This is a genomic window from Bacillus sp. FSL H8-0516 (assembly GCF_038635285.1).
GTDB classification, from domain to species: Bacteria; Bacillota; Bacilli; order Bacillales; family Bacillaceae; genus Bacillus; species Bacillus safensis.
In genome coordinates this window covers 2,933,342-2,957,994 of record NZ_CP152051.1, presented here as the reverse complement: position 1 = coordinate 2,957,994, position 24,653 = coordinate 2,933,342, and the positions used below count along the sequence as shown (strand labels likewise).

Genomic DNA, 24,653 nt, shown 5'->3' with positions numbered 1-24,653 from the left:
GCCCCTGGTTTTTTTCATTGAAAATATGTGTTTACAAATGATCCTCTTTCAAAATACGCAAAAGAGATTCGGAGTTGGTTTGAAGCGGTGCGTATAATTTCAATTGGTACAGCATGCCTTTCACGATGACTTGTCTTGGTTTTTGTTTGTTTAATTCATTTTCCAGAATGCCAAGTGCTTCAAATAATTCAGGCTCGTCTTTCACTTCATAGTGTGCTTCAGCCATCTCTCTTAATTCCTGTAAAAGAGATTCTGTGAGCGGATCGAATGACCGTTCATAAATCGGACCAAACCAATCGCTCGCTTGATCTACAGAAATGAGAGGAAGATCTTTTCGCTTCATCATACCGCCCATCAAATCATCGATACGGTGAATCATGGTTGTGGCAAGCTCTTCTGCTTCCAGCTGAAAATCATATAAAATCGCAAGCTCGAAATAAACGTGGCTCATGCCCTCAATCGTCAAACATAAATCAGCCATATAAGGAATGGCAGCGTCTCCATACACTTGTTTAATATTGTCGATATGAAGCTGAATCGTCGCAAGCCTAATTTGTTTTGCGAGCTGCTGCGTTTCTTGAGTCATAGGAAGCGCTCGATCGCTCAGCTGCATTTTAATAAAATCCTTTTGCTGCAAAATATTATCGTAATAGACAGTGAGCTGTTTGCGGTAGGCTTCTTTTGGTGTGCCGCCCTCTGTTTGAACCTCATGAATCCGGGTAAATACCTTATCGTAATAGTAATGAAGGATCGAAATGAGCAATGCTTCCTTTGATTTAAAATAAAGATAAAAAGCACCCTTTGACATGTGGCATTCATCCGCAATTTCCTGAACAGACGTTGTGTTGTAGCCTTTGCTGGCAAATAATTTCATGCCAGCCTCAATGATCATTTTTTCTTTCTTTTTCAATATGAATGTCATCCTTTCTTACCGAGAGACAAATGTCTTAGGAAACGTGCGCAAAGAGATGTGACTTATTGGTCATAAACGACGAAAGTTTTCAAAAATTAATCAGATTGTAACTTGTTTTTTACAGTGTAATTCTTTATATTATAAAGTAAGGTGACCAACTGGTCAAAATATGTGAAAGGATGATGTTCCATGAGAGAAATCGATGATATGATTAGACGCTTGCGAACAAAAGGGATTCAAGTAGAAAAAGTCAAAATGCCGAAAGAGACAACCATTGAAAAGAAATGGATGTATCAAGCTGGCAAAAAGATCAAAGCCACATACCGTGATTTCAATGGGTATTCATTCATTTAAAAAAGACTGCGGTCAAAAACCTACAGTCTCTTCTTTGGAACCATGATTGTATAACGTACACCTAGATCATCATTTTCAATAGATATGGACGCTTGATGCATTGAAAGGATTCTTTTGACAATGCTTAATCCAATACCGAATTCGCCCTTTTTTCCCTTACTAAAAGGTTCGTATAGGTTGGACAGCATATGTTCTTCAATTGGAGGACCGTCATTACGAATGACAATGCGGATTTGATCCTCTTCTTGTTTCATCTGAATATCAATCTTACTTTTTGCGTAGCGAAGTTGATTTTCTAGTACATTCTCAAATAATTTGCTCCATTGTTCTGGATCGCCTTCAAGAGCAGCCTCATCATCTAAGTCCACGTTCCACTGCAATTCATTTTTCGACCAGCGTATTCGGTCGACCACTTCCAGCATCGTATTACTGAGTAGGAAGGAAGAATGTGCGGGATGTTGTTTTGATAAATAATCAAGCTTTGTTAAGTACAGCAGATCCTTGATTTTCTTCTCAAGCTTTTCCGCTTCACCTTCAATGACTTCCACCGTTTGTTCAAGATCTCCCTTAGGAAAAATACCATCTTTAATGGACTGCGTATAGCCGCGGATGACCATGACAGGTGTTTTTAAGTCATGTGAAATATTCTGCAAAAGTGTCCGTTCTGTTTCATCTTTTTGAATGAGTTTTTGTCTCATTTCTTCAATGGTATGACCAAGTTTGCCAATTTCATCTTGCCGGTCAACGATGACAGGATCGTCCCAGTCCTCTTGGGCAATCCGTTTGACGTGCTTTTCAAACGCAACGATTGGTCGGGATAGATAGCGGGCAAGCCAAATCGATGGAATCCAGCTTAGTAAAATAACAGTGCCTAAGATAAAGATCAGCTGTTTAAACAGCGTAAAGGACAGGTCATCTCGATAAGAATCTGGTGCATAGGACAGAAGAATATATTGTGTATTGCCTGATGATACTTTTTTGATGACAAAAAAGATATGCTGGCCGTTCACCTCTTCAGAATACCGTTTCGTTGCGCTTTTTTGTTTTTTCACAAACGATTGGATTTTCTCAATAAAAGCATGCGGAAAAAACTGCGCCATTTGATCTAATTCATCTGACGGGATCAAAATGTGCTGCACGGAGCGGTTTTCCGGTGTCGACTTTGGCGAGCCGTCTCGGTTCAATGGATATTCTGTCAGCACTTGCTGTTCATTTTCGATATTTTTATAAATTTCATTTGTGAAGAAGTCACGTAATGTATTGGAAAATAGAATAATCAGGACAATGGAAATGGTGAGCAAAATGCCAGAGATCACAGCCCAAATTTGAAAAGCGAGCGGTTTGTTCTTCATCCTTTCAGCATCCTATAGCCAAATCCATAGATGGTCTCGACCTTTAAGTCGGGCATTTTTTTGCGCAGCCGTCTGACAAGGTCATCCACCACACGATCTGTCCCGAAGTAATCGTGTCCCCAAATCTTGACGAGGATATCTTCACGAGAAAAAGCATGTCCTTGGTGATGTGTAAATAAAAGCAGCAAGTCAAATTCCTTAGACGTTAAGTTAATGAGCTGCCCCTCTTCATAGACCTCTCTTACATCCTCATGAATGACATAAGAAGAAACTGAAGTGACGCTTTGCTGCTGCGGGGTATCGCTGTTTTTATACACAAGCTCCAGCAGCTTTTGAACCCGAATGATCAGCTCACGAGGAAGAAACGGCTTCGCAATATAATCACTGCTTCCCAGCTCTAAGCCGAGGACACGGTCGATATCTGCATCACGTGCTGAAATGAAAATGACCGGTACGTCAGGTGATGCGGCTTTGATTTCTTTAATAAGGGTGTAGCCGTCTGTATCAGGCAGCATGATATCTAAAATCCATAGATGCGGCGGCTTGTTTATGGCTTCGCGTGCCGCTTCTCCGGTTAAAAAAGAGGAGACATTCCAATCTTCACTCTCTAAATATTTGGTTAACAGTTCATTTAAATTTTGTTCATCTTCAACTAAATAAATGGTGTACGACAAAGTCTTCCACATCCTCTCAACGTCATTATAACGGGATACGAAGGCGGCATGTCAACAATCACACGCTTTTTTCACAATTTCACATATTCTTCTCATCATTATCCCATAATGTTTGATTATGATAAGGTCAAGGGAAAAAAGGGCATAGACAAAAGGCGGATGAATAGGTGCTTTTCATCAATGTGCGCACCTTGCTTTTTTTCTATGAATAAGTATTATATAATTTGACATATTGCCATAAAGTATTTTTCAATGATCTTTCCATTAAGAGGACCTGAGTCCTATCTAGACATATGAATGAAACATGATGTAAAGGAGTGCAAGCGATGGATTTCCGAAGAGAAGATGAAGAGAATAAGATGAATCATCCAGAAAATCAAGACAATGAAATGAATCATCAAAAAGATACCCATCAAGAGAATGAGAAACAAATAGACGCACCAGAAAAAGAGAAGGATCTTGTTTTTCACCAGCATGAAAATGAAGCATCTGCCTCGCAGGAGAGTGTGACAAAGCATTCTCCTCAAATGGTGGATGACCGTGCGTCGAAAAAAGAGAAAAAGCGGAAGGCGGCATGGCTCAGCCCAATTCTTGGAGGAATTATTGGCGGTGGTCTTGTACTTGGCATTACACCGCTTTTGCCGCAGTCACAGGATACAGCTGCCAACACGCAAACGCAGACCGCATCAAGCGAGCCGGCAGCCTCAGATAATTTCTCGACAAAACAAATCACAAATGCCACAAATGTGGCTGATATGGTAGAAGATTTAGAGCCCACTATTGTTGGGGTCTCAAACTATCAATCTACACAAAACTCGTTTGGCTTGAGCGGTGATCAAACAGAAGCTGAAGCTGGAACAGGCTCTGGTGTCATCTTCAAAAAAGATGGCAAAAAAGCGTACATTATTACAAATAACCACGTTGTCGAAGGGGCCAATAAAATCAAGGTCACCCTTTATGATGGAAAAACAAAAGACGCAAAGCTTGTCGGCAGTGATGTCATGACCGACTTAGCCGTTGTTGAAATGAACGCAGACGGCATTGATAAAGTGGCAAGCTTTGGTGATTCTTCTAAGCTTCGTGCTGGAGATAAAGTCATTGCCATTGGGAATCCGCTCGGTGCACAGTTCTCAGGTACTGTGACAGAAGGAATCATTAGTGGTCTTGATCGTACCGTAGAAGCAAATACGTCATCTGGTACGGTGGAGATGAATGTACTGCAAACAGATGCAGCCATTAACCCAGGAAACAGCGGGGGGCCACTGATCAATACAGATGGTCAAGTCATTGGCATTAACAGCTTGAAAATCAGCGAAAGCGGTGTGGAATCACTCGGATTTGCGATCCCAAGTAACGATGTCAAACCGATTGTAGATGAGCTGTTGAAAAATGGAAAAGTCGAACGTCCATACCTTGGCGTACAAATGATTGACCTTGAGCAAGTGCCTGAGACGTATCAGGAAAATACGCTCGGCTTATTTGATAAACAAATCGGCAAAGGCATTTACGTAAAGGATGTTTCAAAAGGTTCACCTGCTCAAAAAGCAGGCTTGAAATCTGGAGATGTCATCATTAAGTTCAAAGGAAAAGACGTAGTGAACAGCTCTCAGCTGAAAGAAATTCTTTACAAAGAAACAAAAGTCGGCGATAAAACCACAATGACTGTCATCCGTGAAGGAAAGAATAAAAATCTAGATATTACCCTTGGACAGTCAGATAGCGAATAAATGAAAAAAACAGGTGGATGTCAACATGTCCGCCTGTTTTTTTGTGCTTATTTTTTTGAAAGTGTACGTAGTATGATCTGTTCCCACATGTTCCACGGCAGAAGCTGCTTTGCTGTGAATGAAAGTCGTACACCTTTTCCAACAAGATATCTCAGCCGTTTCAGCCGCCTCTTTTCTGCTAAACGTACAACAAGCTCTGCCACTTCACGAGGATCTCCATAGTTGGATTTCTGGGCATCAATATGGGCCATCATCTTTTGATAGAGTTTTGTGTATTTCGATTCTTCTGCGGGTTGAATCATTTGCTCGTTCATGGAGGTGTTCCAAATATTCGTCTGGAAAGAGCCTGGCTCGATCAAGGCCGCCTGTATACCGAACGAAGCCAGTTCAATCCGCAAGCTTTCTGTATAGCCTTCCAACGCAAACTTAGACGATACATATGGAGAAAGTGCAGGCATTCCCATTAATCCGCTGATACTGCTCATATTGAAAATCTTTGCGCCACTCGTCATAAACGGCAGCACGGCTTGGGTCATTTCCATCACACCGAAGACATTCACTTCAAATTGCTGGCGGTATGTATCGACAGGAACCTCCTCCGCAAAACCAGCAAAGGCTGTTCCCGCATTGTTCACAAGCAGTGTAATGGGTGCATAAGCATGAAGCTTCTTCTGAAATGCTTGAATCGATTGCGTATCGGTCACATCTAACGCTTCAATATGTATCATGCCAGATAAAGAGGCTTCCTCGATTTCTTCAGCGAGCTTTTTGGCACTTTTTTCTTGTCTGACGCCGGCAATCACTGTATAGCCCCGCTTTGCGAGACACATCGTGATGAGCTTGCCAAAGCCGCTATTGGCACCAGTTACAATGGCTGTTCTTTTCATCATCCGGTCCTCCTTTTTGTTTCAATTTATCATAGTGGGCTGTTTTATTGAATAACAAAAAGAAGCCTGGAGAAGAATAAAAAGCGATGCTGTGAAATAGGAGGAAACACATGATGTGTTGGAAGAAGGCGGGACGAATAGGAGTGCTGCTCTTTATGCTGTCCGGCTGTCAATCAGTTGAACCGTTACAACAAACACATGAAGCAGAAGCAGAAAGTCTGTCAGCTGTTCAAATGAAGGAACTGCCATTTCAGCATGTGCATCTGCTTGTCCAATATGGACAGAAAAACGAATTATACGAAGCGACCTACCGTCAGGCAAGAGGCAAAGAGGAAGCAATCATTCGTGATCATATGAATGGAGCCCGCTATGAAGGAGAAGAAGCCTTGCGCGAGATGAAGATGAAGCTGAATGATATATCGATTCCTAGTGCAAAGATCAATGAAGCGTATGTAAATGAACTATTAACTGCTTTTAATTTAGATGATGATTATCAGCGGATTCAGATCGATTTAAAGCTCGAGGATGGGACCAAACGTACATTCCAAAGGAAGAAATAAACGAGACTTTCTCATTTTTTAATTGAAAATGATTTTCAAGATCACTTAAATCTGATACACTAAATTGAGATAAGTGATCTTTTACGTCTGTACATAGACGATATTTCATATAAAAATTTGGATGAGAAAAGGAGCGTTTGAGCGGAATGAGTGCCATTTCTACTGAAGGTTTAAGCTTAGGCTACGGAGAAACAATGATCATCGATGAACTAAATGTATCAATCCCTAAGGGTGAAATCACAGTATTTATTGGCAGTAATGGATGTGGTAAATCCACGCTACTTCGCTCTTTGGCCCGACTCATGAAGCCAATGGGTGGTTCTGTCCTGCTTGAAGGTCATTCCATTGCAAAATTACCAACAAAAGAAGTAGCGAAACAGCTCGCCATTCTTCCACAAGGACCAGAAGCGCCAGAAGGATTAACCGTGCATCAGTTAGTGAAGCAAGGAAGATATCCTTATCAAAATTGGCTGAAGCAGTGGTCGAAGCAAGATGAAGAAGCTGTGAACCGCGCATTGAAGTCAACAAAGATGGAAGATCTTGCTGATCGGACCGTTGATTCATTATCAGGTGGACAAAGGCAGCGTGCATGGATTGCGATGACGCTGGCCCAAGAGACCGATATTATTTTGTTAGATGAGCCGACGACATATTTAGACATGACGCATCAAATCGAAATTTTGGATCTTCTGTTTGATTTAAATGAGAAAGAGCAGCGCACGATTGTGATGGTTCTTCATGACCTCAATCTTGCATGCAGATATGCTCATCATCTTGTCGCGATTAAAGACAAGTCAATCTATGCAGAAGGCAGACCAGAAACAGTGATTAATTGTGATCTTGTGAAAAATGTCTTTGATATGAATTGCCAAGTGACAACAGATCCTTTATTTGGAACACCATTATGTATTCCGCACGGTAGAGGACGCTGTATTGTGCAGCAAGCGCAAGCTGAAACGTTTCTTGCTGCAAGATAATCGTATGTCAAAAGCCTGACATCTGTGTCTCACAGAGTCAGGCTTTTTTCTGAAAAAGGAGCGGAATATCAATGGGAAATGAATTAGATGAAAAGCTGGAAGGCTTGCTTGATAAATATACAGAGCTGCTGCTCGGTGAATCAACAGACGAGCTGAAACAAGATGTGAAACAATGGGTGATCTACTCCCATATCGCAAAAAGCATGCCGCCGCTAGCAAAGCATTTCAATGAAACGTATCCAGAAGCAAAAGAAGAAATCAAACACACGATTCAACGAATCAAACAGTTGAACGAAGCTCATCGCGCCAATAAAGACCGTTAAAAAACTGCCAGCAGCGTGTAGACAAAGCCTCGCATTCTTTGTCAGTCCTGTGCGCTGGTGCTCACGAATGTTCAATTCGCTCCGCGCCAGTGCTCGTCCTTCCTAGACTGCAAAGGTTTTCTATCACGCTGAAAAGAAGATAAAGGGCTAAAATAAAAATCATTTTAGCCCTTTATCAACAATTGACTGCCAGCTCCAACTGGCAGTTTTTTTCTTATGACATTTGTGATGAACCGTACGGAGATTGATCTGTCAGTGTTTGCTGGAATTTCTGGTGTGCCTGCTGGAGCTTTTGCTGATCAGCGGCTTCAACAGAATACCAGCCATATCGGAACATGACATCATATAAATGTCTTTGTGTTTTCTGTGTTTCCAGTGCAATTCGCTGAATATCCTGATAAAGAGATTCATGACTGAATTCATTGAGCGCTGTGTTGTATCCACTTGTCATATATTTTTCAGTCGACAAGAGGTCTGTGACAAAATCACGATCGTTCATGTTGGTTGTTGTGGGAACCGGAGTTTGTGGATTCCCGATTTTTTGTTGGTTTTGCTGTTCCATGTTTTTTCCTCCTATTGCATAAAGCCAGTAGACTGGCCTTGCCCTGAGCTGCCTAAATGCTGAAGAATTTGTGTGTAATGCTGATGATGCATTTGCCCAACTTGATTTAATTCTTGTTTCAATGTTTGGTCCTGGCAATGCTCGGCCATAAAATGAGCCTTTTTCATGGCGATCAAATTCCAGTTGAGCATATCCTCTAAGTACAAGGAATCCTTCACTGAAATGACTTCTGGGGGCATATTCATTTGCTGATTGTTCAACTTGTGTTCCTCCTTACGAATTTGTTTCCTTACTGTTTCTTTTTATATTGCTGATTTTGACTGGTTTTTTTCCCGCCTAGGTCTGCTTCCTGTGATGGACCTGCGTTTCCTTTTACACTTGCAGCACTAACGCCTGCTTTCGATGGGTTTTTCTTCAAACGAGACATGTGGACATCACCTCCATTCTTACAATTCCCTCTCATCTTTAATTCATACGCCGCAAAATAAGGCACACGAGAATGTGTAAATTTTTGAAATCTGCTATTGAACTGTTTCGGAAAATCTTTTAAGATAAAGAAAGAGGCATTGCTTTTTTTTGGACAAAAAATGAATGACTGTTCATTCAAAATGTTTAGGGGGATATTTATGGGCAAACATATTCGCAAGGCGGCTGTCATTGGTTCAGGTGTCATGGGCTCAGGCATTGCTGCACATTTAGCCAATATTGGGATACCAGTTACACTGCTAGATATTGTGCCAAATGAACTGACAAAGGAAGAAACGGCGAAAAAGCGGACGCTTGATCACCCTAGTGTTCGGAATCGATTAAGTCAAGAAGCGATGAAAAAATTGTTAAAGCAAAAGCCAGCACCTCTTACTTCAGCAAAAAACCTATCATACATCACACCGGGAAATCTCACAGACCACCTTTCCTTATTACACGATGCTGACTGGATCATTGAAGTCGTCACTGAAAAGCTCAGCATCAAAAAGCACGTATTCTCTCTCATCGACGAACACCGCAAAGAAGGAAGCATCGTATCAAGCAATACATCCGGTATTTCAGTTGAAAAAATGGCAGAAGGCCGATCAGATGATTTTAAACGCCATTTTTTAGGCACACATTTTTTTAACCCAGCTCGTTATTTAAAGCTCTTAGAAATCATTCCTATTCAAGAAACCGATCCAGAAGTACTGTCATTTATGAAAACATTTGGCGAGGATGTACTCGGCAAAGGTGTGGTTGAAGCAAAGGACACACCGAACTTTATTGCAAACCGCATTGGCACTTATGGACTTCTTGTCACAGTGCGTGAAATGCTTGAAAACAAATACACTATCGGAGAAGTGGATTCTGTCACAGGACCTCTCATTGGAAGACCGAAAAGTGCGACCTTCCGTACACTGGATGTAGTGGGACTCGACACGTTTTCACATGTGGCACGAAACGTATATGAGCAGGTAGAAGGAAAGGAAAAAGAGATTTTCCAGCTGCCTGAGTTTATTGAAAGAATGCTCGAAAAAGGATGGATTGGCAGCAAGGCAGGCCAAGGTTTTTATCAAAAAAATGGGAAGGTCATTTTAGAGCTTGACCCAGTGACGCTCACATATGGTGAACGCACAAAGCTAAAAGATCCAGGCATTGAAATGGCGAAACAGCAAAAGGGTGCAAAAGCAAAGTTGAAAGCGCTTATTTATCAGGATGGCCGTGCAGGGCAACTACTTTGGAATATGACAGCTCCCGTACTTCTTTATTCAGCTCATCTAAAAGGTGAAATTGCGGATGATATTCAGTCTATCGATAACGCCATGAAATGGGGATTCGGCTGGCAGCACGGCCCATTTGAGCTGTGGGATGCAATAGGTGTCAAAAAAGCCGCTGAACGCATGGAAGCAGAAGGCCACAGTATTCCAGCATGGGTGCAAGACATGCTGTCAAAAGGACATGAGACATTCTATCAAGAGAATGCTGATGGAGAGCGTGCGTTTTATCATAACGGGGCTTATGAACAGGAAAAAGGAAACGACAAACATATTTCTTTAGCTAGATTGAAAAAGAAACACGACGTCATCTTCAAAAATTCTGGTGCGAGCCTGATCGATATTGGTGATGATGTCGCCTTGCTCGAATTTCACTCTAAAAGCAATGCCATTGGACTAGATGTCATTGATATGATTAATCGCGCTGTTGATGAGACGGAAAAGAATTATAAAGGGCTTGTCATCGGAAACCAAGGGAAGAACTTCTGTGTTGGCGCAAACCTTGCCCTGATTTTAATGGAGGCACAGGACGACAATTTCTTTGAAATTGACTTTGTGATCAGACGCTTCCAGCAGGCAATGATGAAGGTGAAATATAGCAATCGCCCAGTCGTGGCCGCCCCATTTGGGATGACATTAGGAGGCGGAACAGAAGTTTGTCTGCCGGCAGCAGCTATTCAGGCGTCCAGCGAAACATACATGGGACTTGTGGAAGCGGGAGTTGGACTGATTCCAGGAGGCGGCGGAAACAAAGAGTTATATCTTCGTCACCTGCAAGGATCAGCGAAGCCGTCGCAGACGGCTATACAGGATGCCACGCTGAAAACATTTGAAACAATTGCAATGGCAAAAGTATCAACTTCAGCTGAGGATGCGCGGGATATGAACATGCTCCGCGTGAGTGACCGGATCAGTATGAACGGGGATCACCTGATCTATGATGCAAAACAACTGGTGCTCTCTCTTGATGAAGCCGGTTATCATGCGCCGCTCAAGCAAAAGGTGCCGGTCATGGGAGAAACAGGCTATGCAGCGATGATTTTGGCTGCTGAAAATATGAGACTGTCAGGATACATTTCAGAGCATGACATGACCATTGTAAAAAAATTAGCTCATGTCATTTCCGGCGGGAAACTGCCATTTGGAACAGAGGTAGAGGAGCAATACTTATTAGAGCTTGAAAGAGAAGCCTTTTTAAGTCTTGTAGGAGAAGTGAAATCACAGGCACGTATGCAGCACATGCTCGTCAAAGGAAAACCTTTACGTAACTAAGGGGGAGTCAAAATGAGAGAAGCAGTCATTGTCGCTGGCGCAAGAACACCAGTAGGGAAGGCGAAAAAAGGATCGTTAAAACATGTCCGGCCTGATGATATGGGCGCATTATGTGTAAAAGAAACGTTAAAGCGTGCCGGTGAATACGACGGTCAAATAGATGATTTGATCATTGGCTGTGCAACGCCGGAAGCAGAACAGGGGTTAAATGTGGCCCGGAATATTGGAGCATTAGCGGGACTGCCTTATACGGTACCTGCCATCACCATAAACCGTTACTGCTCGTCTGGACTTCAATCTATCGCTTATGCGGGTGAACGTATTATGCTCGGGCAGGCAGACACGATTTTAGCCGGAGGAGTCGAATCGATGTCACAGGTGCCGATGATGGGGCATTCCATTCGTCCAAATGCTCTCTTGGCAGAGCAAGCACCTGAATACTACATGAGCATGGGGCACACGGCAGAGCAAGTGGCGCAAAAGTATCAGGTCACACGTCAAGATCAGGACGCTTTTGCGGTGAGGAGTCATCAAAAGGCAGCAAAGGCACTTCAAGAAGGAAAATTTTCAGATGAAATTGTGCCTGTTGATGTAACAGAGCGACGGGTAGGTGAGCAATATCAATTAGAAGAGCATCAATTCACGTTCTCACAGGATGAAGGTGTGAGAGCAGGCACAACGGAGGAGATTCTTTCCACATTGCGTCCAGCCTTCTCAACAAAAGGCACGGTGACCGCAGGGAATTCGTCTCAAACAAGTGACGGGGCTGCGTGTGTGATGATGATGGACCGCGAGAAAGCATCCTCACTTTCTCTTCAGCCGCTCGCTAAATTCAGAGCATTTGCGGTTGGCGGTGTACCGCCTGAAGTGATGGGGATCGGTCCGGTTGAAGCCATTCCGCGTGCGCTGAAAATCGCTGGACTTGAGCTGAAGGATATTGGCCTGTTTGAATTAAACGAAGCGTTTGCTTCTCAGGCAATTCAAGTCATTCGTCATTTAGGAATTGATGAGGAAAAGGTGAATGTCAATGGCGGGGCAATTGCGCTCGGACATCCGCTCGGCTGTACAGGAACGAAACTAACGCTGTCACTGATTCATGAAATGAAACGGCGAAACGAACAATTTGGCATTGTCACAATGTGTATCGGCGGGGGCATGGGAGCAGCAGGCATTTTTGAATTGATCTAAAGGGGGAAATCAGAATGAAAGCATTGGAAGATGTAAAAAAGGGTGGAAGCTTTTTAATTGATGAGACGAATTATGAGCATATTTTTACACCGGAGGATTTCTCTGATGAACATCAAATGATTGGAAAAACAACAGAGGATTATATTTTACAAGATGTGGTTCCGCATATTGATCAAATTGAAAACCATGAGTTCGAGCATTCGGTCAGGCTTCTCAAAAAGGCTGGTGAGCTTGGGCTGCTTGGAGCTGATGTGCCTGAGGAATTCGGCGGGCTTGGATTAGATAAAATCAGTTCCGCTATCATTACTGAAAAATTCGCTAGAGCAGGAAGCTTCTCACTTTCCTATGGTGCTCATGTCGGTATTGGTTCTCTGCCGATCGTGCTCTTCGGGAATCAAGCGCAAAAGGAAGCGTACCTGCCTGGACTCGCCTCTGGTGAAACCATTGCGGCGTACGCACTTACTGAGCCTGGATCAGGTTCTGACGCTCTTGGAGCAAAAACAACGGCAGTTCTGAATGAAGCAGGTACCCATTATGTCCTCAATGGAGAAAAGCAGTGGATCACAAACTCCGCATTTGCCGATGTCTTTGTTGTGTATGCGAAGATTGATGGTGAACACTTCTCTGCTTTTATCGTCGAAAAGGATTTTCCAGGTGTCAAAACGGGGCCTGAAGAGAAAAAGATGGGTATTAAAGGATCATCGACAAGAACATTGATTCTTGAAGATGCCCAAGTACCGAAGGAGAATTTGCTCGGTGAAGCTGGCAGAGGTCATGTGATTGCGTTTAACATTTTGAATATTGGGCGCTATAAGCTGGCAGTCGGCACAATCGGTGCATCAAAGCGCGTCATTCAATTGTCGGCAGAATATGCGAACCAGCGTAAGCAGTTCAAAACACCAATTTCTCGATTCAGCTTAATTGGTGAAAAAGCAGCCAATATGTCAGCAAAGCTCTATGCGATGGAAAGTGCTGTTTACCGTACGGTTGGATTATTTGAACAGCGGATGGGGCTCTTAAGTGATGAAGAGCAAAAAGACGGCAAACAAATTGCCCAATCCATTGCGGAATATGCGATTGAATGTTCTCTCTGTAAAGTGCTTGGCTCTGAAACGTTAGATTATATTGTGGATGAAGGCGTGCAGATTCACGGCGGATATGGATTCATGCAAGAATACGAGGTCGAAAGAGCCTATCGCGACTCGCGAATTAACCGGATTTTTGAAGGGACAAACGAAATCAACCGTTTGCTTGTACCAGGTACATTCTTGAAGAAAGCGATGAAAGGAGAGCTTCCGCTGCTTCAAAAAGCGCAAACCTTACAGGAAGAGCTAATGATGATGATGCCGGAAGAGCCAGGCGATCAGCCGCTCGATCAAGAAAAATATTTGCTCGCCCATGCGAAAAAGATCGCCTTAATGGTGGCTGGTATGGCAGCTATGAAATACGGGAAAGCCTTAGACAAAGAGCAAGAAATTCTTGTGAACATAGCCGATATCGTCAATGAAATTTTTGCTGCTGAATCAGCGATTCTGCGTACAGAAAAGGCAATCGCTGCAACAGGGGCAGAAAAGAATGAACAAAAGCTTGCTTACACACAAATTTTCACGCAGGAGGCTTTCTTAAAGATTGAAGCCCATGCAAAAGAATCTTTGATTGCGATGGAGGAAGGAGATTCACTCCGCATGAGCCTGTCAGCCCTTCGCAAGCTGACAAGATTTACGCCGATCAATGTCATCGCCAAAAAGCGCGAAGTGGCAAAACGAATCTTTGAAGCAGAGAAATATATCGTATAAGGACGGCTTAAAAGGTGCGGATATCACTCCGCACCTTTCAGCGTGTAGACAAACCCTCGCATTCGGTGTCAGTTCTGCGCTCCGGTGCTCACGAATGTCAAATTCGCTCCGCTCCGGTACTCGCCCTTCCTAGGGCTGCAAAGGTTTTCTATCAAGCTGAAAAGAAGACAAAGGGCTAAAATCAAGATCATTTTAGCCCTTTTTGTAAGCATACATTTAGGTTTTTAAAATATTTTGTGATAAAATGTTGTCACAATTTGCAGGAGGTGAAAATGGTGGCTTTAGATTTTTACGAATACCCATCTTGCGGTACATGCCGAAAAGCAAAAAAGTGGCTGGAAGCACACAATAAAGACATCAACAGCATACATATCGTCGAAGAGACGCCTGATAAAGAAACATTAAAAGCCCTTTACGAAAAAAGCGGTTTAGAGCTGAAGAAATTCTTTAATACAAGCGGACAAAAATACCGGGAGCTGCAGCTGAAAGATCAACTTCCTGCAATGTCAGAGGACGAGCAGCTAGAATTACTCGCGTCTAACGGAATGCTGATTAAGCGCCCGATTACAACAGACGGAAAACGAGTCACGGTAGGATTTAACGAAGATACATTTAAAAGCGTCTGGAAATGATGTAACTTTCATTCAGATTGTGGTATCTTCAATATAGATTGTAAGAAAAGACTGGAGGGGTATTGAATGAGCACACCAAAAGATTTACGTTATTCAGAAGAACATGAATGGGTCAAAGTAGAAGGAGATAAGGTGCGTATCGGTATTACGCATTTTGCTCAATCTGAGCTGGGCGATATCGTGTTCGTTGAGCTTCCTGAAGTAGGAGACAAAATCACAGCGGACGAGCCTTTCGGAAGTGTAGAATCAGTGAAAACCGTTTCTGAACTTTATGCACCGATCAATGGCACAATCGTTGAAGTGAACGATGAGCTGGATGACAGCCCAGAATTCGTCAACGACTCTCCATACGAAAAAGCATGGATGATCGTGGTAGAACCAGCTGATGCTTCTGAAATTGAGAACTTAATGACGGCTGAGCAATATGAAGAAATGACAAAAGAAGACTAATTCATGAGAAATTGGACACTCTACCTTTATGGGGGGTGTCCAATTTGTCTTTTCAAAAAGAACACGTGGATATAACAGAGCATGTCACTGGACGATTCAAAGAAAGCGGCATGGTACTTTATCATCAAAATGAAGAGATTGGCACGATGATTAGTGAAAACCAATATGAGCTGAAATCGGGATATTCCTATGATCAAAACCGTTTTTATCGTTTAACGGATACATTGACCGATGGGACAGAAAAATATGTTGACTGTGACGATGAAAATGGCTGGTGCTAATCACAGATGAGACTGCAGTGAACAGAAGCTGCAGTCTTTTTGATGACGAGGCGCTCAATCTTTACAACCTGAATGAAAGATTGTAATCTAAGGAAGAAGTGAATCAACGTCAAAAGGGCCGGGTGATCGTGATGAATGTCGAGATAGAAAAGGTCATCATTGTAGAAGGTAAAACAGACAAACAAAAGCTAAAAGAAGTCATAAGTGAACCTGTTACCATCATTTGCACCAATGGCACGATCAGTACATCGAAGCTGGATCAGCTTGTGGACGATTTATTGGGGAAAGACGTTTACATATTAGCTGACAGTGACGATGCAGGCGACAAACTGCGGAAGCAATTTCGAAAAGAATTCCCTGAAGCACTTCATCTTTTTGTCGACAGAACGTACCGCGAAGTGGCCGCTTCACCGTCAGCCCACATTGCATCTATCCTATTAGCTGCAAACATTGATGTTCATTCGAAATATTTATGAGGGTGGACGTATATGAAAGAGATTGAAGAACACGAATTCAAGGAGATAGAGGACGATTTATTTCTTTTATACTTATATACACCGTTTTGCGGAACATGCCAGCTGGCAAAGAAAATGCTGGCAGTCGTAGACGCCATGCAGCCGGATGTACCATTTTACGAAAACAATTTAAACTATTCACCAGGCTTTGCGAAAGCATTTGAAATCGAGAGTGTTCCTTGCTTTCTCATGTTTAAAAAAGGTGAATTGGTGCAAAAAGGCTATGCCTTTCACTCAGTTCCATATCTTCATGAAATGATTGAAACCGCTAAATAAAGCGGTTTTTTGTCATATTTCAAGAAATTCATTTGAAAATTTGTCGAGTTATTTATAAAGGACAAGCCGATGTTTGTAGAGAAATGTTATGTATAACCAAATGACAGGGAGGTTATACATGTGGAAAATGTGAAAGCCCATGGTAACACAGGGCAGCGTTTATTATTAAAGCCGCTGCTCTCATCATCATCCTTGAAGATTACATTTGAGGCGGAAACTGACTCTTGTACATTGATTGTGGATGAACGTGGTGAAGTGAAGAAACTACCTGCAATTGAGTTATCGGATCTCATCTTTTATGGTGAGAGGAAAGAAATTCTTCAATTATTAGATGGAGATATGTCCTTACAGCAGTTAATCAGCAGAGGACAAGTCAAAGTGAAAGGGTCATTCCGTGCGCTCCTTAGACTAGAGGCGGTGCTTTGGCTGACGAACGGTTTTTTTCGAAAAATGATAACGTAGTTGTTTACTTGGAAATTAGCGATTTACAGCGTTGACATATCTCGGGTAGCATGATATCCTACGTTAGTAAAAACATGAACATCACATAAAACAACATATTTTCTCTTATTAAGAGAGGTGGAGGGACGTGCCCTATGAAACCCGGCAACCGTCAGCATAGCTGAAATTGGTGCCAATTCACTCAAAGCCGCAGCGCTTTGAAAGATGAGAGAAAGGCGTAATTGACATAAAAGGCCTTTCTGCTTGCGTTGCAGTTAGGTCTTTTTTACTGACCTGGCGCCAGGCTAGAGTCATGACAGAAAGAAGAATAAATAACGTATGTGATGGAAACCTATAGATTCAGCAAGAAAGCAGGTGATCAGACTGTGATCCATTTACAGAATGTATCAAAAACGTACCATTCAAAAAGCGGAAATGTTGATGCCGTGAAAGACGTCAACTTGGATATTGATAAAGGTGAAATATTCGGAATTATCGGGTATAGCGGTGCAGGGAAAAGCTCGCTTATTCGCCTATTAAACGGTCTGGAGCTGCCAACAGAAGGAATTGTTGAAGTGGCCGGCAACCGGATCAATGAAGTATCGAATGCGAAACTTCGGAAAGCAAGACAAGAAATCAGCATGATCTTCCAGCACTTTAACTTGCTTTGGTCAAGAACGGTGAGACAAAACATTATGTTCCCGCTTGAGATCGCAGGTGTACCGACATCGAAACGAAGAGAGCGTGCGAATGAACTGATTAAATTGGTCGGTTTAGAAGGAAAAGAAAATGCATATCCGTCTCAGCTAAGCGGCGGGCAAAAACAGCGTGTCGGCATTGCGAGAGCATTAGCGAATGATCCAAAGGTTCTTCTATGTGACGAAGCGACATCTGCGCTAGATCCGCAAACGACTGATTCGATCCTTGAGCTTTTGGCGGATATCAATAAACGGTTAGGGCTCACGATTGTGCTCATTACACACGAAATGCACGTCATTCGCAAAATTTGTCATCGCGTCGCAGTCATGGAAAATGGACGCATTGTCGAAGAAGGCGAAGTATTACGCGTCTTCAGACAACCGAAGGAAGAAATGACGAAACGATTTGTGAAACAGCTTGCAGAACCAGAGGAAGCGAAAGAAACAATCGAGCACGTCTTAGAACGAGTAAAAGAAGGTCAGGTCGTACGGTTGTCCTTTATTGGAGACTCTGCCGAGCAGCCGCTGATCACTGAAATCATTCGATCCTTCAATGTCGATGTGAACATTCTTCAAGGGAAGATTTCTCAAACGCAGGAAGGCGCGTTTGGAACACTCTTTATCCACATTAATGGAGAAGAGACTGAGGTAGAAAAAGCCATCGCCTATATCCAAAGCAAACAGGTTGAAATCGAGGTGATGACACATGTTTGAGAAATGGTTTCCGAACGTTGATTTAGACGTCATCTGGAGTGCAACAGGTGAAACGGTGTATATGACACTGATTTCATTGGCATTTGCCTTTGCAATCGGGATTATCCTAGGACTCCTGCTCTTCCTTACAGGAAAAGGCGGTCTTTGGGAAAATAAACCGATCAATGCTGTCATCGGCGCTGTCGTCAACATTTTCAGATCGATTCCTTTTATCATTTTAATTATTCTATTACTAGGGTTCACGAAATTCTTAATGCATACGATTCTTGGCCCAAATGCAGCACTCCCTGCCCTTGTCATAGGATCAGCTCCATTCTATGCACGTCTTGTCGAAATTGCACTGCGTGAGGTAGACAAAGGGGTCATTGAAGCAGCACGATCAATGGGAGCAAAAACGTCAACAATCATTTTCAAAGTATTGCTGCCAGAATCATTGCCAGCCCTTATTTCAGGTATTACCGTAACAGCAATTGCTCTGATTGGCTCTACTGCGATTGCAGGTGCAATTGGAGCAGGCGGACTTGGTGACCTCGCCTATGTGGAAGGATACCAATCTGGTAATACAGATGTCACACTTGTAGCTACTGTGTTTATTCTCATCATCGTCTTTATTATTCAAATAATCGGTGATTTGATTACAAATAAAATTGATAAACGTTAAGGGAGGATTTATTCATGAAGAAATTGATTTTAAGTGCACTATTTCTAGCATTTGCAGGTATTTTAGCTGCGTGCGGTTCATCTAATAACGCAAGTGAAAGCAAAACCATTACGGTTGCCGCTTCAAAAACGCCGCATGCCGAAATTCTTGAAGAAGCAAAACCACTTCTAAAAGAAAAAGGCTACGATTTAAAAGTGAAAGTGCTTAGCGATTATAAAATGTACAACAAAGCGTTAGCTGAAAAAGAAGTGGATGCGAACTTTTTCCAACATATCCCTTACTTAAACGAAGAAAATAAATCAAACAAAGATTATAACCTAGTGAGTGCTGGTGCGGTTCACCTTGAGCCTTTCGGTATCTACTCTAAGAAATACAAATCCGTAAAAGATATTCCAAACGGCGGCACAATCATCATGACAAACAACGTAGCTGAACAAGGCCGTATGCTTGCCCTGCTGCAAAATGCTGGTGTCATCAAGCTTGATCCAAAGGTTGATACAATCAACGCAACAGTAAAGAACATTAAAGAAAACCCAAAGAACCTAAAATTCAAAAAAATCGCGCCTGAATTAACTGCGAAAGCTTATGAAAACAGTGAAGGCGATGCTGTATTTATCAACGTCAACTATGCGATCCAAAATAAATTGAATCCGAAAAAAGATTCAATCGAACTTGAGCAAACAAAGAACAACCCATATGCAAACATCGTTGCGGTTCGCAAAGGTGACGAAAAATCAGATAAGATCAAGGCATTAATGGAAGTTCTTCACTCTGATAAAATCAAAGAATTCATCGACAAAAAATATGACGGTGCAGTATTGCCTGTATCTGAATAACAACATTTCAACCTCGCTTTCCTCAAAGCGAGGTTTTTTGTGTATTTTTTCAAATCTCGCTCATAATAAAAACGTACAAATGACCTGAAGGGATGGAAATAAGATGAATGAACAGCATATGAGCGGATCCATGCAGCAATCACTGACTGATTATAAAACCGCAATGGGTGAATTCCAGAAGAAAATGCCGGTGTTTGGAAAGAAATTCAATGAATTTACGGAGCAGTGCTTCCAAAGCGATTCATTAACGCAAAAGGAAAAACAAATGATTGCCCTCGGTATCAGTATTCATGCGCAGGATGAATACTGCATGATTTATCATACAAAAGGAGCGCTCGATCAAGGGGCGACAGAAGAGAATTTGCTGGAGGTTGTCAGCGTGGCGGCAGCTTTTGGCGGCGGAGCAGCACTAAGCCAAGGAATCACTGTCGTTCAGCAATGTATTGATGAATTTGGAGGACAGACGCATTAAGGGAAGCAAAACACGGTATTTTTCCATCTCAGGGAGTTGAGCGCTTCTCATCCGTTTGTGTGAGAAAATATGCCAGCATAAGGTGTCATATCCCTTTTGAGTGAAGCCGCATACGTTTGCTACAATAAAGCTACACTCAAGGAAGGGAATGGTTTATTATTTCTTCGGACCATAGTACACTAGGATTGGATTATACCGCCGAGATGGAAAAGGCCATGCATCAAGCTCATGGCATGAGCTATGCAGAGTACGAAAGAGACCATGACTTAAGGATGAAAGTGGAATATAAACGAGAGCAGTCCTATCGAGATGAGAAAAGACAGCTCGCAAAAATGAATATACGAGGCTAATAATAGCTGAGGGGCGGGGAGAACAGTTTCCCGCCCTTTCTTTATGAAAACAGTCTTTTCGACATAAATCCTTTTATCTACCTGCTTTTTTTGTTAGAATTTTGAGAGCATCCTCTCACGCTTATCGTGAATGTGTTGTATTCAGTTTTAATTTGTTATAAAATTAGAATGAGAATAAATTGAGAATAATGATTATTTTGGAGGTATCGATATATGACTGCTTCGACATTAACAATTAAGGACTTGCACGTTGAGATTGAAGGGAAAGAAATCTTAAAGGGTGTAAACCTCGAGATAAAAGGTGGAGAATTCCACGCAGTAATGGGACCAAACGGAACAGGTAAATCTACTTTATCTGCTGCCATTATGGGTCACCCTAAATATGAAGTAACAAAAGGCAGCATCTTGCTTGATGGCGAAGATGTCCTTGAAATGGAAGTAGATGAGCGCGCTCAAGCTGGTCTTTTCCTTGCGATGCAATACCCATCTGAAATCAGCGGTGTTACAAATGCTGACTTCCTTCGTTCTGCAATTAACGCACGCAGAGAAGAAGGCGATGAAATCTCTCTTATGAAATTCATCCGCAAAATGGACGAAAACATGGAGTTCCTTGAAATGGACCCAGATATGGCACAGCGCTACTTAAACGAAGGTTTCTCAGGCGGGGAGAAAAAACGCAACGAAATTCTTCAATTAATGATGATTGAACCAAAGATCGCCATCCTTGACGAAATCGATTCTGGTCTTGATATCGATGCCTTGAAAGTTGTTTCTAAAGGAATTAACAAAATGCGCGGCGAAAGCTTCGGCTGCTTAATGATCACTCACTATCAGCGTCTACTGAACTACATCACACCAGATCACGTTCATGTCATGATGCAAGGCCGTATCGTGAAATCTGGCGGACCAGAACTCGCGCAGCGTCTAGAAGCAGAAGGCTATGATTGGATTAAAAAAGAGTTAGGAATTGAAGACGAAACTGTTGGTCAAGAAGCGTAAGCGTTAGGAGGATTATTGATGACATTAGAAACGAAATTATCAGTAGATCAAGATTATGTCAAAAGCTTCTCCGAGAAGCATCAGGAACCGGCATGGATGAGCTCCCTTCGCTTACAGGCTCTTGAAAAAGCAGAAGACCTCCCAATGCCAAAGCCTGACAAAACGAATATTTCAAAATGGAATTTAACGAATTTCAAACAGCATACAGTCGAAAGTGCGCCATTTGGATCATTAGAAGAGCTTCCAGAAGAAGTGAAATCTCTTATTGATTTAGAGGACACAGATAAGACAGTCTACATTCAGCGTGATCAAACGCCGGCCTATTTGTCTCTTTCAGCTGAAGCGAAAGACAAAGGTGTGATCTTTACTGATCTTCATACAGCGATCCGTGAGCATGGAGATTTAGTGAAACAATACTTCATGACAGATGCAGTGAAAGTGGATGAGCATAAACTTACAGCTTTACATGCTGCTTTAGTGAATGGCGGAGCTTTCCTCTATGTACCGAAAAACGTAGAGCTTGAAGCACCAATTCAAGCTGTTTATCTTCATGAAAATGACGAAACGACTTTGTTCAACCATGTCATCGTCGTAGCAGACGATCATAGTGCTGTGACATATGTAGAAAACTACATCAGTACAGCAAAACCGGAAGAAGCGATCTTCAATATCGTTTCTGAAGTGTTCACAGGCGCTAACGCCCGCGTCACATACGGTGCTGTAGATAACCTTGCAGAAGGAGTCACAGTATATGTAAACAGACGCGGTATGGCAAATGGTCGTGACAGTAAAATCGAATGGGCGCTTGGCCTGATGAATGATGGAGACGTCGTATCTGAAAACATCACAAAACTGATGGGCGACGGTACATTCGGTGATACGAAATCAGTTGTTGTCGGCCGAGGAAACCAAACAGAAAACTTCACAACAAGCATCATCCACTTCGGTAAAAACTCTGAAGGGTATATCTTGAAGCATGGTGTGATGAAGGATCAAGCATCTTCTATCTTTAACGGAATTGGTAAAATCGAGCATGGCGCAACAAAGTCAAATGCAGAACAGGAATCACGTGTCCTCATGCTGAGTGAGAAAGCACGCGGTGACGCAAACCCAATTCTTTTAATTGATGAAGATGATGTGACAGCAGGGCACGCCGCTTCTGTTGGACGTGTTGATCCAATTCAATTGTACTACCTCATGAGCCGCGGGATTTCCAAAGAAGATGCAGAAAGACTTGTGATTTATGGCTTCTTAAATCCAGTTGTGAAAGAACTGCCGATTGAAGGAGTTAAAAAGCAGCTGATTTCTGTGATTGAAAGGAAAGTAAAATAATGAATATCAAAGACGTTCGTGAGCAATTTCCAATCCTTCATCAGCAAGTGAACGGACATGATTTGGTGTATTTGGACAGTGCAGCGACTTCTCAAAAACCAAGAGTGGTCATTGATGCAATGAATGAGTATTACCGGTCTTACAACTCGAACGTCCACCGGGGTGTTCATACCCTTGGCACAAAAGCAACGGACGCATACGAGGGTGCGAGAGAGAAAGTTCGTGCATTCATCCGTGCTTCATCTGTCCAGGAGATTATTTTTACTAGAGGTACAACAACTGCACTAAACACAGTGGCGATCAGCTATGCTAGAGCAAACCTCAAAGAAGGCGATGAGATTGTCATTACGCATATGGAGCATCATGCGAATATCATCCCTTGGCAGCAAGCAGCAAAAGCAACTGGCGCCACATTGAAATACATTCCGTTACAGGAAGACGGCACGCTATCGCTTGAAGATGTGAAGCAAACGATCACACATCAAACGAAAATTGTCGCAGTCACACATGTCTCAAACGTATTAGGAACCATCAACCCGATTAAAGAGATCGCCAAAATTGCCCACGATCATGGGGCAATCATTGTCGTCGACGGTGCGCAAAGCACCCCACACATGCAAATTGATGTTCAGGATCTAGATTGTGACTTTTTCGCATTCTCTGGGCATAAAATGTGTGGACCGACTGGCATCGGTGTGCTTTACGGGAAGAAGGACCTTTTGAATAATATGGAGCCTGCTGAGTTTGGCGGTGAAATGATCGACTTTGTGGATCTATATGATTCTACATGGAAAGAGCTGCCGTGGAAATTTGAAGCGGGAACACCGATTATTGCTGGAGCAGTTGGACTAGGAAAAGCAATTGACTTCTTAAATGACATTGGTATGGAGGAAGTCAGCCGTTACGAGCATCAGCTTGCGACTTACGCGCTTGAGCGCTTTAAAGAGCTTGACGGTGCGACTGTTTATGGACCACAGCACCGAGCTGGGCTTGTGACGTTTAACTTAGACGACGTCCATCCGCATGATGCGTCAACTGTTCTGGATACGGAAGGTGTCGCCATTCGTGCTGGACACCACTGTGCACAGCCGCTCATGAAATGGCTTGGTGTATCAGCGACTGCAAGAGCAAGCTTCTATCTGTATAATACAGAAGAAGAGATTGATCTACTCATTGCAGCGCTCCGTAAGACAAAGGAGTATTTTACGAATGTCTTTTAATGTAAACTTAGATACACTGTACAGACAAGTGATTATGGATCATTATAAAAATCCGAGAAACAAAGGTGTACTAAACGACAGCATTGTCGTCGATATGAACAACCCAACGTGTGGTGACCGTATTCGTCTTACGATGAAAATCGAAGACGAAAAAGTCACGGATGCGAAATTTGAAGGAGAAGGATGCTCGATTTCGATGGCATCTGCCTCCATGATGACGCAGGCAATTAAAGGGAAAGATATTGAAACAGCTTTGAAAATGTCTCGGATTTTCTCCGATATGATGCAAGGAAAAGAATACGACGATTCCATTGATCTTGGTGACATTGAAGCGCTGCAGGGAGTTGCAAAATTCCCAGCCCGCATCAAATGTGCAACATTATCCTGGAAGGCGCTTGAAAAAGGCGCATCTGCCGAAGATAACGGCAAATCATAAGATTGGAGTGAAA

At 42.6% G+C, this 24,653-nt stretch carries 30 protein-coding genes and 1 riboswitch; of the genes, 23 read left to right on the top strand and 7 right to left on the bottom strand.

Annotation, left to right across the window (positions count from 1 at the left end; all coding sequences use genetic code 11):
* Positions 1-31 precede the first annotated feature (31 nt).
* Positions 32-910 carry a TetR/AcrR family transcriptional regulator gene (locus MHB67_RS15125; protein WP_073207361.1) on the bottom strand — a complete coding sequence of 293 codons (879 nt, stop codon included), beginning with the start codon at positions 908-910 and terminating at the stop codon, positions 32-34.
* Positions 911-1,102: 192 nt separating this feature from the next.
* Between MHB67_RS15125 and spxO the strand changes: the two genes are divergently transcribed.
* Positions 1,103-1,267, top strand: a complete 165-nt coding sequence (gene spxO / locus MHB67_RS15120; RefSeq protein ID WP_003212782.1) for an anti-adapter protein SpxO — start codon at positions 1,103-1,105, stop codon at positions 1,265-1,267.
* Positions 1,268-1,287: 20 nt separating this feature from the next.
* Here spxO and MHB67_RS15115 read toward each other — a convergent pair whose 3' ends face one another.
* Both MHB67_RS15115 and MHB67_RS15110 read right to left on the bottom strand, forming a co-directional pair.
* Positions 1,288-2,619 carry a HAMP domain-containing sensor histidine kinase gene (locus MHB67_RS15115; protein WP_024423416.1) on the bottom strand — a complete coding sequence of 444 codons (1,332 nt, stop codon included), beginning with the start codon at positions 2,617-2,619 and terminating at the stop codon, positions 1,288-1,290.
* Entirely contained in the window at positions 2,616-3,293 is a 678-nt protein-coding gene (locus MHB67_RS15110) for a response regulator transcription factor (protein WP_024423415.1), read from the bottom strand. The genes MHB67_RS15115 and MHB67_RS15110 overlap by 4 nt, the downstream gene beginning before the upstream one ends.
* Before the next feature lie 326 nt (positions 3,294-3,619).
* On the opposite strand from MHB67_RS15110, the gene MHB67_RS15105 reads away from it, so the two are divergent.
* Positions 3,620-5,020, top strand: coding sequence for a trypsin-like peptidase domain-containing protein (locus tag MHB67_RS15105; protein ID WP_024426010.1), 1,401 nt, complete (start codon positions 3,620-3,622; stop codon positions 5,018-5,020).
* A gap of 47 nt (positions 5,021-5,067) precedes the next feature.
* Here MHB67_RS15105 and MHB67_RS15100 read toward each other — a convergent pair whose 3' ends face one another.
* Positions 5,068-5,907, bottom strand: a complete 840-nt coding sequence (locus MHB67_RS15100; RefSeq protein ID WP_342492932.1) for an oxidoreductase — start codon at positions 5,905-5,907, stop codon at positions 5,068-5,070.
* A gap of 113 nt (positions 5,908-6,020) precedes the next feature.
* On the opposite strand from MHB67_RS15100, the gene MHB67_RS15095 reads away from it, so the two are divergent.
* From MHB67_RS15095 to MHB67_RS15085, 3 genes are all read left to right on the top strand, one after another.
* Positions 6,021-6,467 (top strand): YusW family protein, encoded by a 447-nt coding sequence (locus tag MHB67_RS15095; RefSeq protein ID WP_326161188.1) that lies wholly within the window; start codon positions 6,021-6,023, stop codon positions 6,465-6,467.
* Between the two features lie 146 nt (positions 6,468-6,613).
* Positions 6,614-7,444, top strand: coding sequence for an ABC transporter ATP-binding protein (locus tag MHB67_RS15090; RefSeq protein WP_008347057.1), 831 nt, complete (start codon positions 6,614-6,616; stop codon positions 7,442-7,444).
* Positions 7,445-7,515: 71 nt separating this feature from the next.
* Entirely contained in the window at positions 7,516-7,767 is a 252-nt protein-coding gene (locus tag MHB67_RS15085; RefSeq protein WP_024423411.1) for a YusU family protein, read from the top strand.
* Positions 7,768-7,981: 214 nt separating this feature from the next.
* On the opposite strand, the gene MHB67_RS15080 is transcribed toward MHB67_RS15085, so the two are convergent.
* From MHB67_RS15080 to MHB67_RS15070, 3 genes are read right to left on the bottom strand one after another with little or no spacing between them, the layout of a single operon-like run.
* The gene (locus tag MHB67_RS15080; RefSeq protein WP_024423410.1) at positions 7,982-8,329 is read right to left on the bottom strand and encodes a spore coat protein; all 348 of its coding nucleotides are present in this window, start codon (positions 8,327-8,329) and stop codon (positions 7,982-7,984) included.
* A gap of 11 nt (positions 8,330-8,340) precedes the next feature.
* Entirely contained in the window at positions 8,341-8,574 is a 234-nt protein-coding gene (locus tag MHB67_RS15075) for a hypothetical protein (RefSeq protein ID WP_224426662.1), read from the bottom strand.
* A 44-nt stretch (positions 8,575-8,618) separates the two neighbouring features.
* Complete coding sequence (locus MHB67_RS15070; protein ID WP_103131593.1) at positions 8,619-8,756, bottom strand: YuzL family protein; 138 nt, start codon at positions 8,754-8,756, stop codon at positions 8,619-8,621.
* 199 nt (positions 8,757-8,955) lie between these two features.
* Here MHB67_RS15070 and MHB67_RS15065 point away from each other — a divergent pair, with 199 nt between their 5' ends.
* From MHB67_RS15065 to sufU, 18 genes are all read left to right on the top strand, one after another.
* Positions 8,956-11,343, top strand: a complete 2,388-nt coding sequence (locus tag MHB67_RS15065; RefSeq protein WP_103131592.1) for a 3-hydroxyacyl-CoA dehydrogenase/enoyl-CoA hydratase family protein — start codon at positions 8,956-8,958, stop codon at positions 11,341-11,343.
* A 12-nt stretch (positions 11,344-11,355) separates the two neighbouring features.
* Entirely contained in the window at positions 11,356-12,531 is a 1,176-nt protein-coding gene (locus MHB67_RS15060; RefSeq protein ID WP_024426007.1) for an acetyl-CoA C-acetyltransferase, read from the top strand.
* Between the two features lie 14 nt (positions 12,532-12,545).
* Positions 12,546-14,327, top strand: coding sequence for an acyl-CoA dehydrogenase family protein (locus MHB67_RS15055; RefSeq protein WP_025094137.1), 1,782 nt, complete (start codon positions 12,546-12,548; stop codon positions 14,325-14,327).
* Between the two features lie 275 nt (positions 14,328-14,602).
* Positions 14,603-14,959, top strand: coding sequence for an arsenate reductase family protein (locus tag MHB67_RS15050; protein WP_024423406.1), 357 nt, complete (start codon positions 14,603-14,605; stop codon positions 14,957-14,959).
* Between the two features lie 66 nt (positions 14,960-15,025).
* Positions 15,026-15,409 (top strand): glycine cleavage system protein GcvH, encoded by a 384-nt coding sequence (gcvH, locus tag MHB67_RS15045; RefSeq protein ID WP_008347039.1) that lies wholly within the window; start codon positions 15,026-15,028, stop codon positions 15,407-15,409.
* Positions 15,410-15,453: 44 nt separating this feature from the next.
* Positions 15,454-15,690 carry a YusG family protein gene (locus MHB67_RS15040; protein ID WP_024423405.1) on the top strand — a complete coding sequence of 79 codons (237 nt, stop codon included), beginning with the start codon at positions 15,454-15,456 and terminating at the stop codon, positions 15,688-15,690.
* Between the two features lie 131 nt (positions 15,691-15,821).
* Positions 15,822-16,166, top strand: a complete 345-nt coding sequence (locus MHB67_RS15035) for a toprim domain-containing protein (protein ID WP_034281437.1) — start codon at positions 15,822-15,824, stop codon at positions 16,164-16,166.
* Between the two features lie 12 nt (positions 16,167-16,178).
* Positions 16,179-16,481, top strand: coding sequence for a thioredoxin family protein (locus MHB67_RS15030; protein ID WP_041088351.1), 303 nt, complete (start codon positions 16,179-16,181; stop codon positions 16,479-16,481).
* A gap of 120 nt (positions 16,482-16,601) precedes the next feature.
* A complete protein-coding gene (locus MHB67_RS15025) occupies positions 16,602-16,943 on the top strand; it encodes an SCP2 sterol-binding domain-containing protein (RefSeq protein ID WP_024423403.1) in 342 nt (113 codons plus the stop codon).
* A gap of 102 nt (positions 16,944-17,045) precedes the next feature.
* A riboswitch (SAM riboswitch) is annotated at positions 17,046-17,154 on the top strand.
* A gap of 154 nt (positions 17,155-17,308) precedes the next feature.
* Positions 17,309-18,334: a methionine ABC transporter ATP-binding protein gene (locus MHB67_RS15020; protein WP_024423402.1), complete on the top strand. Its 1,026-nt coding sequence runs from the start codon at positions 17,309-17,311 to the stop codon at positions 18,332-18,334.
* The gene (locus MHB67_RS15015) at positions 18,327-18,995 is read left to right on the top strand and encodes a methionine ABC transporter permease (protein ID WP_024423401.1); all 669 of its coding nucleotides are present in this window, start codon (positions 18,327-18,329) and stop codon (positions 18,993-18,995) included. The genes MHB67_RS15020 and MHB67_RS15015 overlap by 8 nt, the downstream gene beginning before the upstream one ends.
* Before the next feature lie 14 nt (positions 18,996-19,009).
* Positions 19,010-19,831 carry a methionine ABC transporter substrate-binding lipoprotein MetQ gene (gene metQ / locus MHB67_RS15010; RefSeq protein ID WP_024423400.1) on the top strand — a complete coding sequence of 274 codons (822 nt, stop codon included), beginning with the start codon at positions 19,010-19,012 and terminating at the stop codon, positions 19,829-19,831.
* Between the two features lie 103 nt (positions 19,832-19,934).
* Positions 19,935-20,303 (top strand): carboxymuconolactone decarboxylase family protein, encoded by a 369-nt coding sequence (locus MHB67_RS15005; protein ID WP_003212803.1) that lies wholly within the window; start codon positions 19,935-19,937, stop codon positions 20,301-20,303.
* Between the two features lie 215 nt (positions 20,304-20,518).
* Positions 20,519-20,653 (top strand): hypothetical protein, encoded by a 135-nt coding sequence (locus tag MHB67_RS15000; protein ID WP_254965641.1) that lies wholly within the window; start codon positions 20,519-20,521, stop codon positions 20,651-20,653.
* Between the two features lie 213 nt (positions 20,654-20,866).
* Entirely contained in the window at positions 20,867-21,652 is a 786-nt protein-coding gene (gene sufC / locus MHB67_RS14995; RefSeq protein ID WP_007500355.1) for a Fe-S cluster assembly ATPase SufC, read from the top strand.
* 18 nt (positions 21,653-21,670) lie between these two features.
* Positions 21,671-22,984 (top strand): Fe-S cluster assembly protein SufD, encoded by a 1,314-nt coding sequence (gene sufD / locus MHB67_RS14990; RefSeq protein WP_024423399.1) that lies wholly within the window; start codon positions 21,671-21,673, stop codon positions 22,982-22,984.
* On the top strand, positions 22,984-24,204 hold the full coding sequence (locus tag MHB67_RS14985; RefSeq protein ID WP_025094139.1) for a cysteine desulfurase: 1,221 nt from the start codon (positions 22,984-22,986) through the stop codon (positions 24,202-24,204). Before sufD ends, MHB67_RS14985 begins: the two co-directional genes overlap by 1 nt.
* Positions 24,194-24,640, top strand: coding sequence for a Fe-S cluster assembly sulfur transfer protein SufU (gene sufU / locus MHB67_RS14980; RefSeq protein ID WP_039181277.1), 447 nt, complete (start codon positions 24,194-24,196; stop codon positions 24,638-24,640). The genes MHB67_RS14985 and sufU overlap by 11 nt, the downstream gene beginning before the upstream one ends.
* Positions 24,641-24,653 lie beyond the last annotated feature (13 nt).

Excerpts from the sequence above, each read along its gene's own strand:
- sufU (WP_039181277.1), top strand. The coding sequence starts at position 24,194 with ATGTCTTTTAATGTAAACTTAGATACACTGTACAGACAAGTGATTATG.
- MHB67_RS15005 (WP_003212803.1), top strand. The coding sequence starts at position 19,935 with ATGAATGAACAGCATATGAGCGGATCCATGCAGCAATCACTGACTGAT.
- MHB67_RS15035 (WP_034281437.1), top strand. The coding sequence starts at position 15,822 with ATGAATGTCGAGATAGAAAAGGTCATCATTGTAGAAGGTAAAACAGAC.
- MHB67_RS15015 (WP_024423401.1), top strand. The coding sequence starts at position 18,327 with ATGTTTGAGAAATGGTTTCCGAACGTTGATTTAGACGTCATCTGGAGT.
- MHB67_RS15100 (WP_342492932.1), bottom strand. The coding sequence starts at position 5,907 with ATGAAAAGAACAGCCATTGTAACTGGTGCCAATAGCGGCTTTGGCAAG.
- MHB67_RS15070 (WP_103131593.1), bottom strand. The coding sequence starts at position 8,756 with ATGTCTCGTTTGAAGAAAAACCCATCGAAAGCAGGCGTTAGTGCTGCA.
- MHB67_RS15115 (WP_024423416.1), bottom strand. The coding sequence starts at position 2,619 with ATGAAGAACAAACCGCTCGCTTTTCAAATTTGGGCTGTGATCTCTGGC.
- sufC (WP_007500355.1), top strand. The coding sequence starts at position 20,867 with ATGACTGCTTCGACATTAACAATTAAGGACTTGCACGTTGAGATTGAA.
- MHB67_RS15105 (WP_024426010.1), top strand. The coding sequence starts at position 3,620 with ATGGATTTCCGAAGAGAAGATGAAGAGAATAAGATGAATCATCCAGAA.
- MHB67_RS15060 (WP_024426007.1), top strand. The coding sequence starts at position 11,356 with ATGAGAGAAGCAGTCATTGTCGCTGGCGCAAGAACACCAGTAGGGAAG.
- sufD (WP_024423399.1), top strand. The coding sequence starts at position 21,671 with ATGACATTAGAAACGAAATTATCAGTAGATCAAGATTATGTCAAAAGC.
- MHB67_RS15075 (WP_224426662.1), bottom strand. The coding sequence starts at position 8,574 with ATGAATATGCCCCCAGAAGTCATTTCAGTGAAGGATTCCTTGTACTTA.
- MHB67_RS15080 (WP_024423410.1), bottom strand. The coding sequence starts at position 8,329 with ATGGAACAGCAAAACCAACAAAAAATCGGGAATCCACAAACTCCGGTT.
- MHB67_RS14985 (WP_025094139.1), top strand. The coding sequence starts at position 22,984 with ATGAATATCAAAGACGTTCGTGAGCAATTTCCAATCCTTCATCAGCAA.
- spxO (WP_003212782.1), top strand. The coding sequence starts at position 1,103 with ATGAGAGAAATCGATGATATGATTAGACGCTTGCGAACAAAAGGGATT.
- MHB67_RS15000 (WP_254965641.1), top strand. The coding sequence starts at position 20,519 with ATGCATCAAGCTCATGGCATGAGCTATGCAGAGTACGAAAGAGACCAT.
- gcvH (WP_008347039.1), top strand. The coding sequence starts at position 15,026 with ATGAGCACACCAAAAGATTTACGTTATTCAGAAGAACATGAATGGGTC.
- MHB67_RS15090 (WP_008347057.1), top strand. The coding sequence starts at position 6,614 with ATGAGTGCCATTTCTACTGAAGGTTTAAGCTTAGGCTACGGAGAAACA.
- MHB67_RS15085 (WP_024423411.1), top strand. The coding sequence starts at position 7,516 with ATGGGAAATGAATTAGATGAAAAGCTGGAAGGCTTGCTTGATAAATAT.
- MHB67_RS15095 (WP_326161188.1), top strand. The coding sequence starts at position 6,021 with ATGTGTTGGAAGAAGGCGGGACGAATAGGAGTGCTGCTCTTTATGCTG.
- MHB67_RS15065 (WP_103131592.1), top strand. The coding sequence starts at position 8,956 with ATGGGCAAACATATTCGCAAGGCGGCTGTCATTGGTTCAGGTGTCATG.
- MHB67_RS15030 (WP_041088351.1), top strand. The coding sequence starts at position 16,179 with ATGAAAGAGATTGAAGAACACGAATTCAAGGAGATAGAGGACGATTTA.
- MHB67_RS15055 (WP_025094137.1), top strand. The coding sequence starts at position 12,546 with ATGAAAGCATTGGAAGATGTAAAAAAGGGTGGAAGCTTTTTAATTGAT.
- metQ (WP_024423400.1), top strand. The coding sequence starts at position 19,010 with ATGAAGAAATTGATTTTAAGTGCACTATTTCTAGCATTTGCAGGTATT.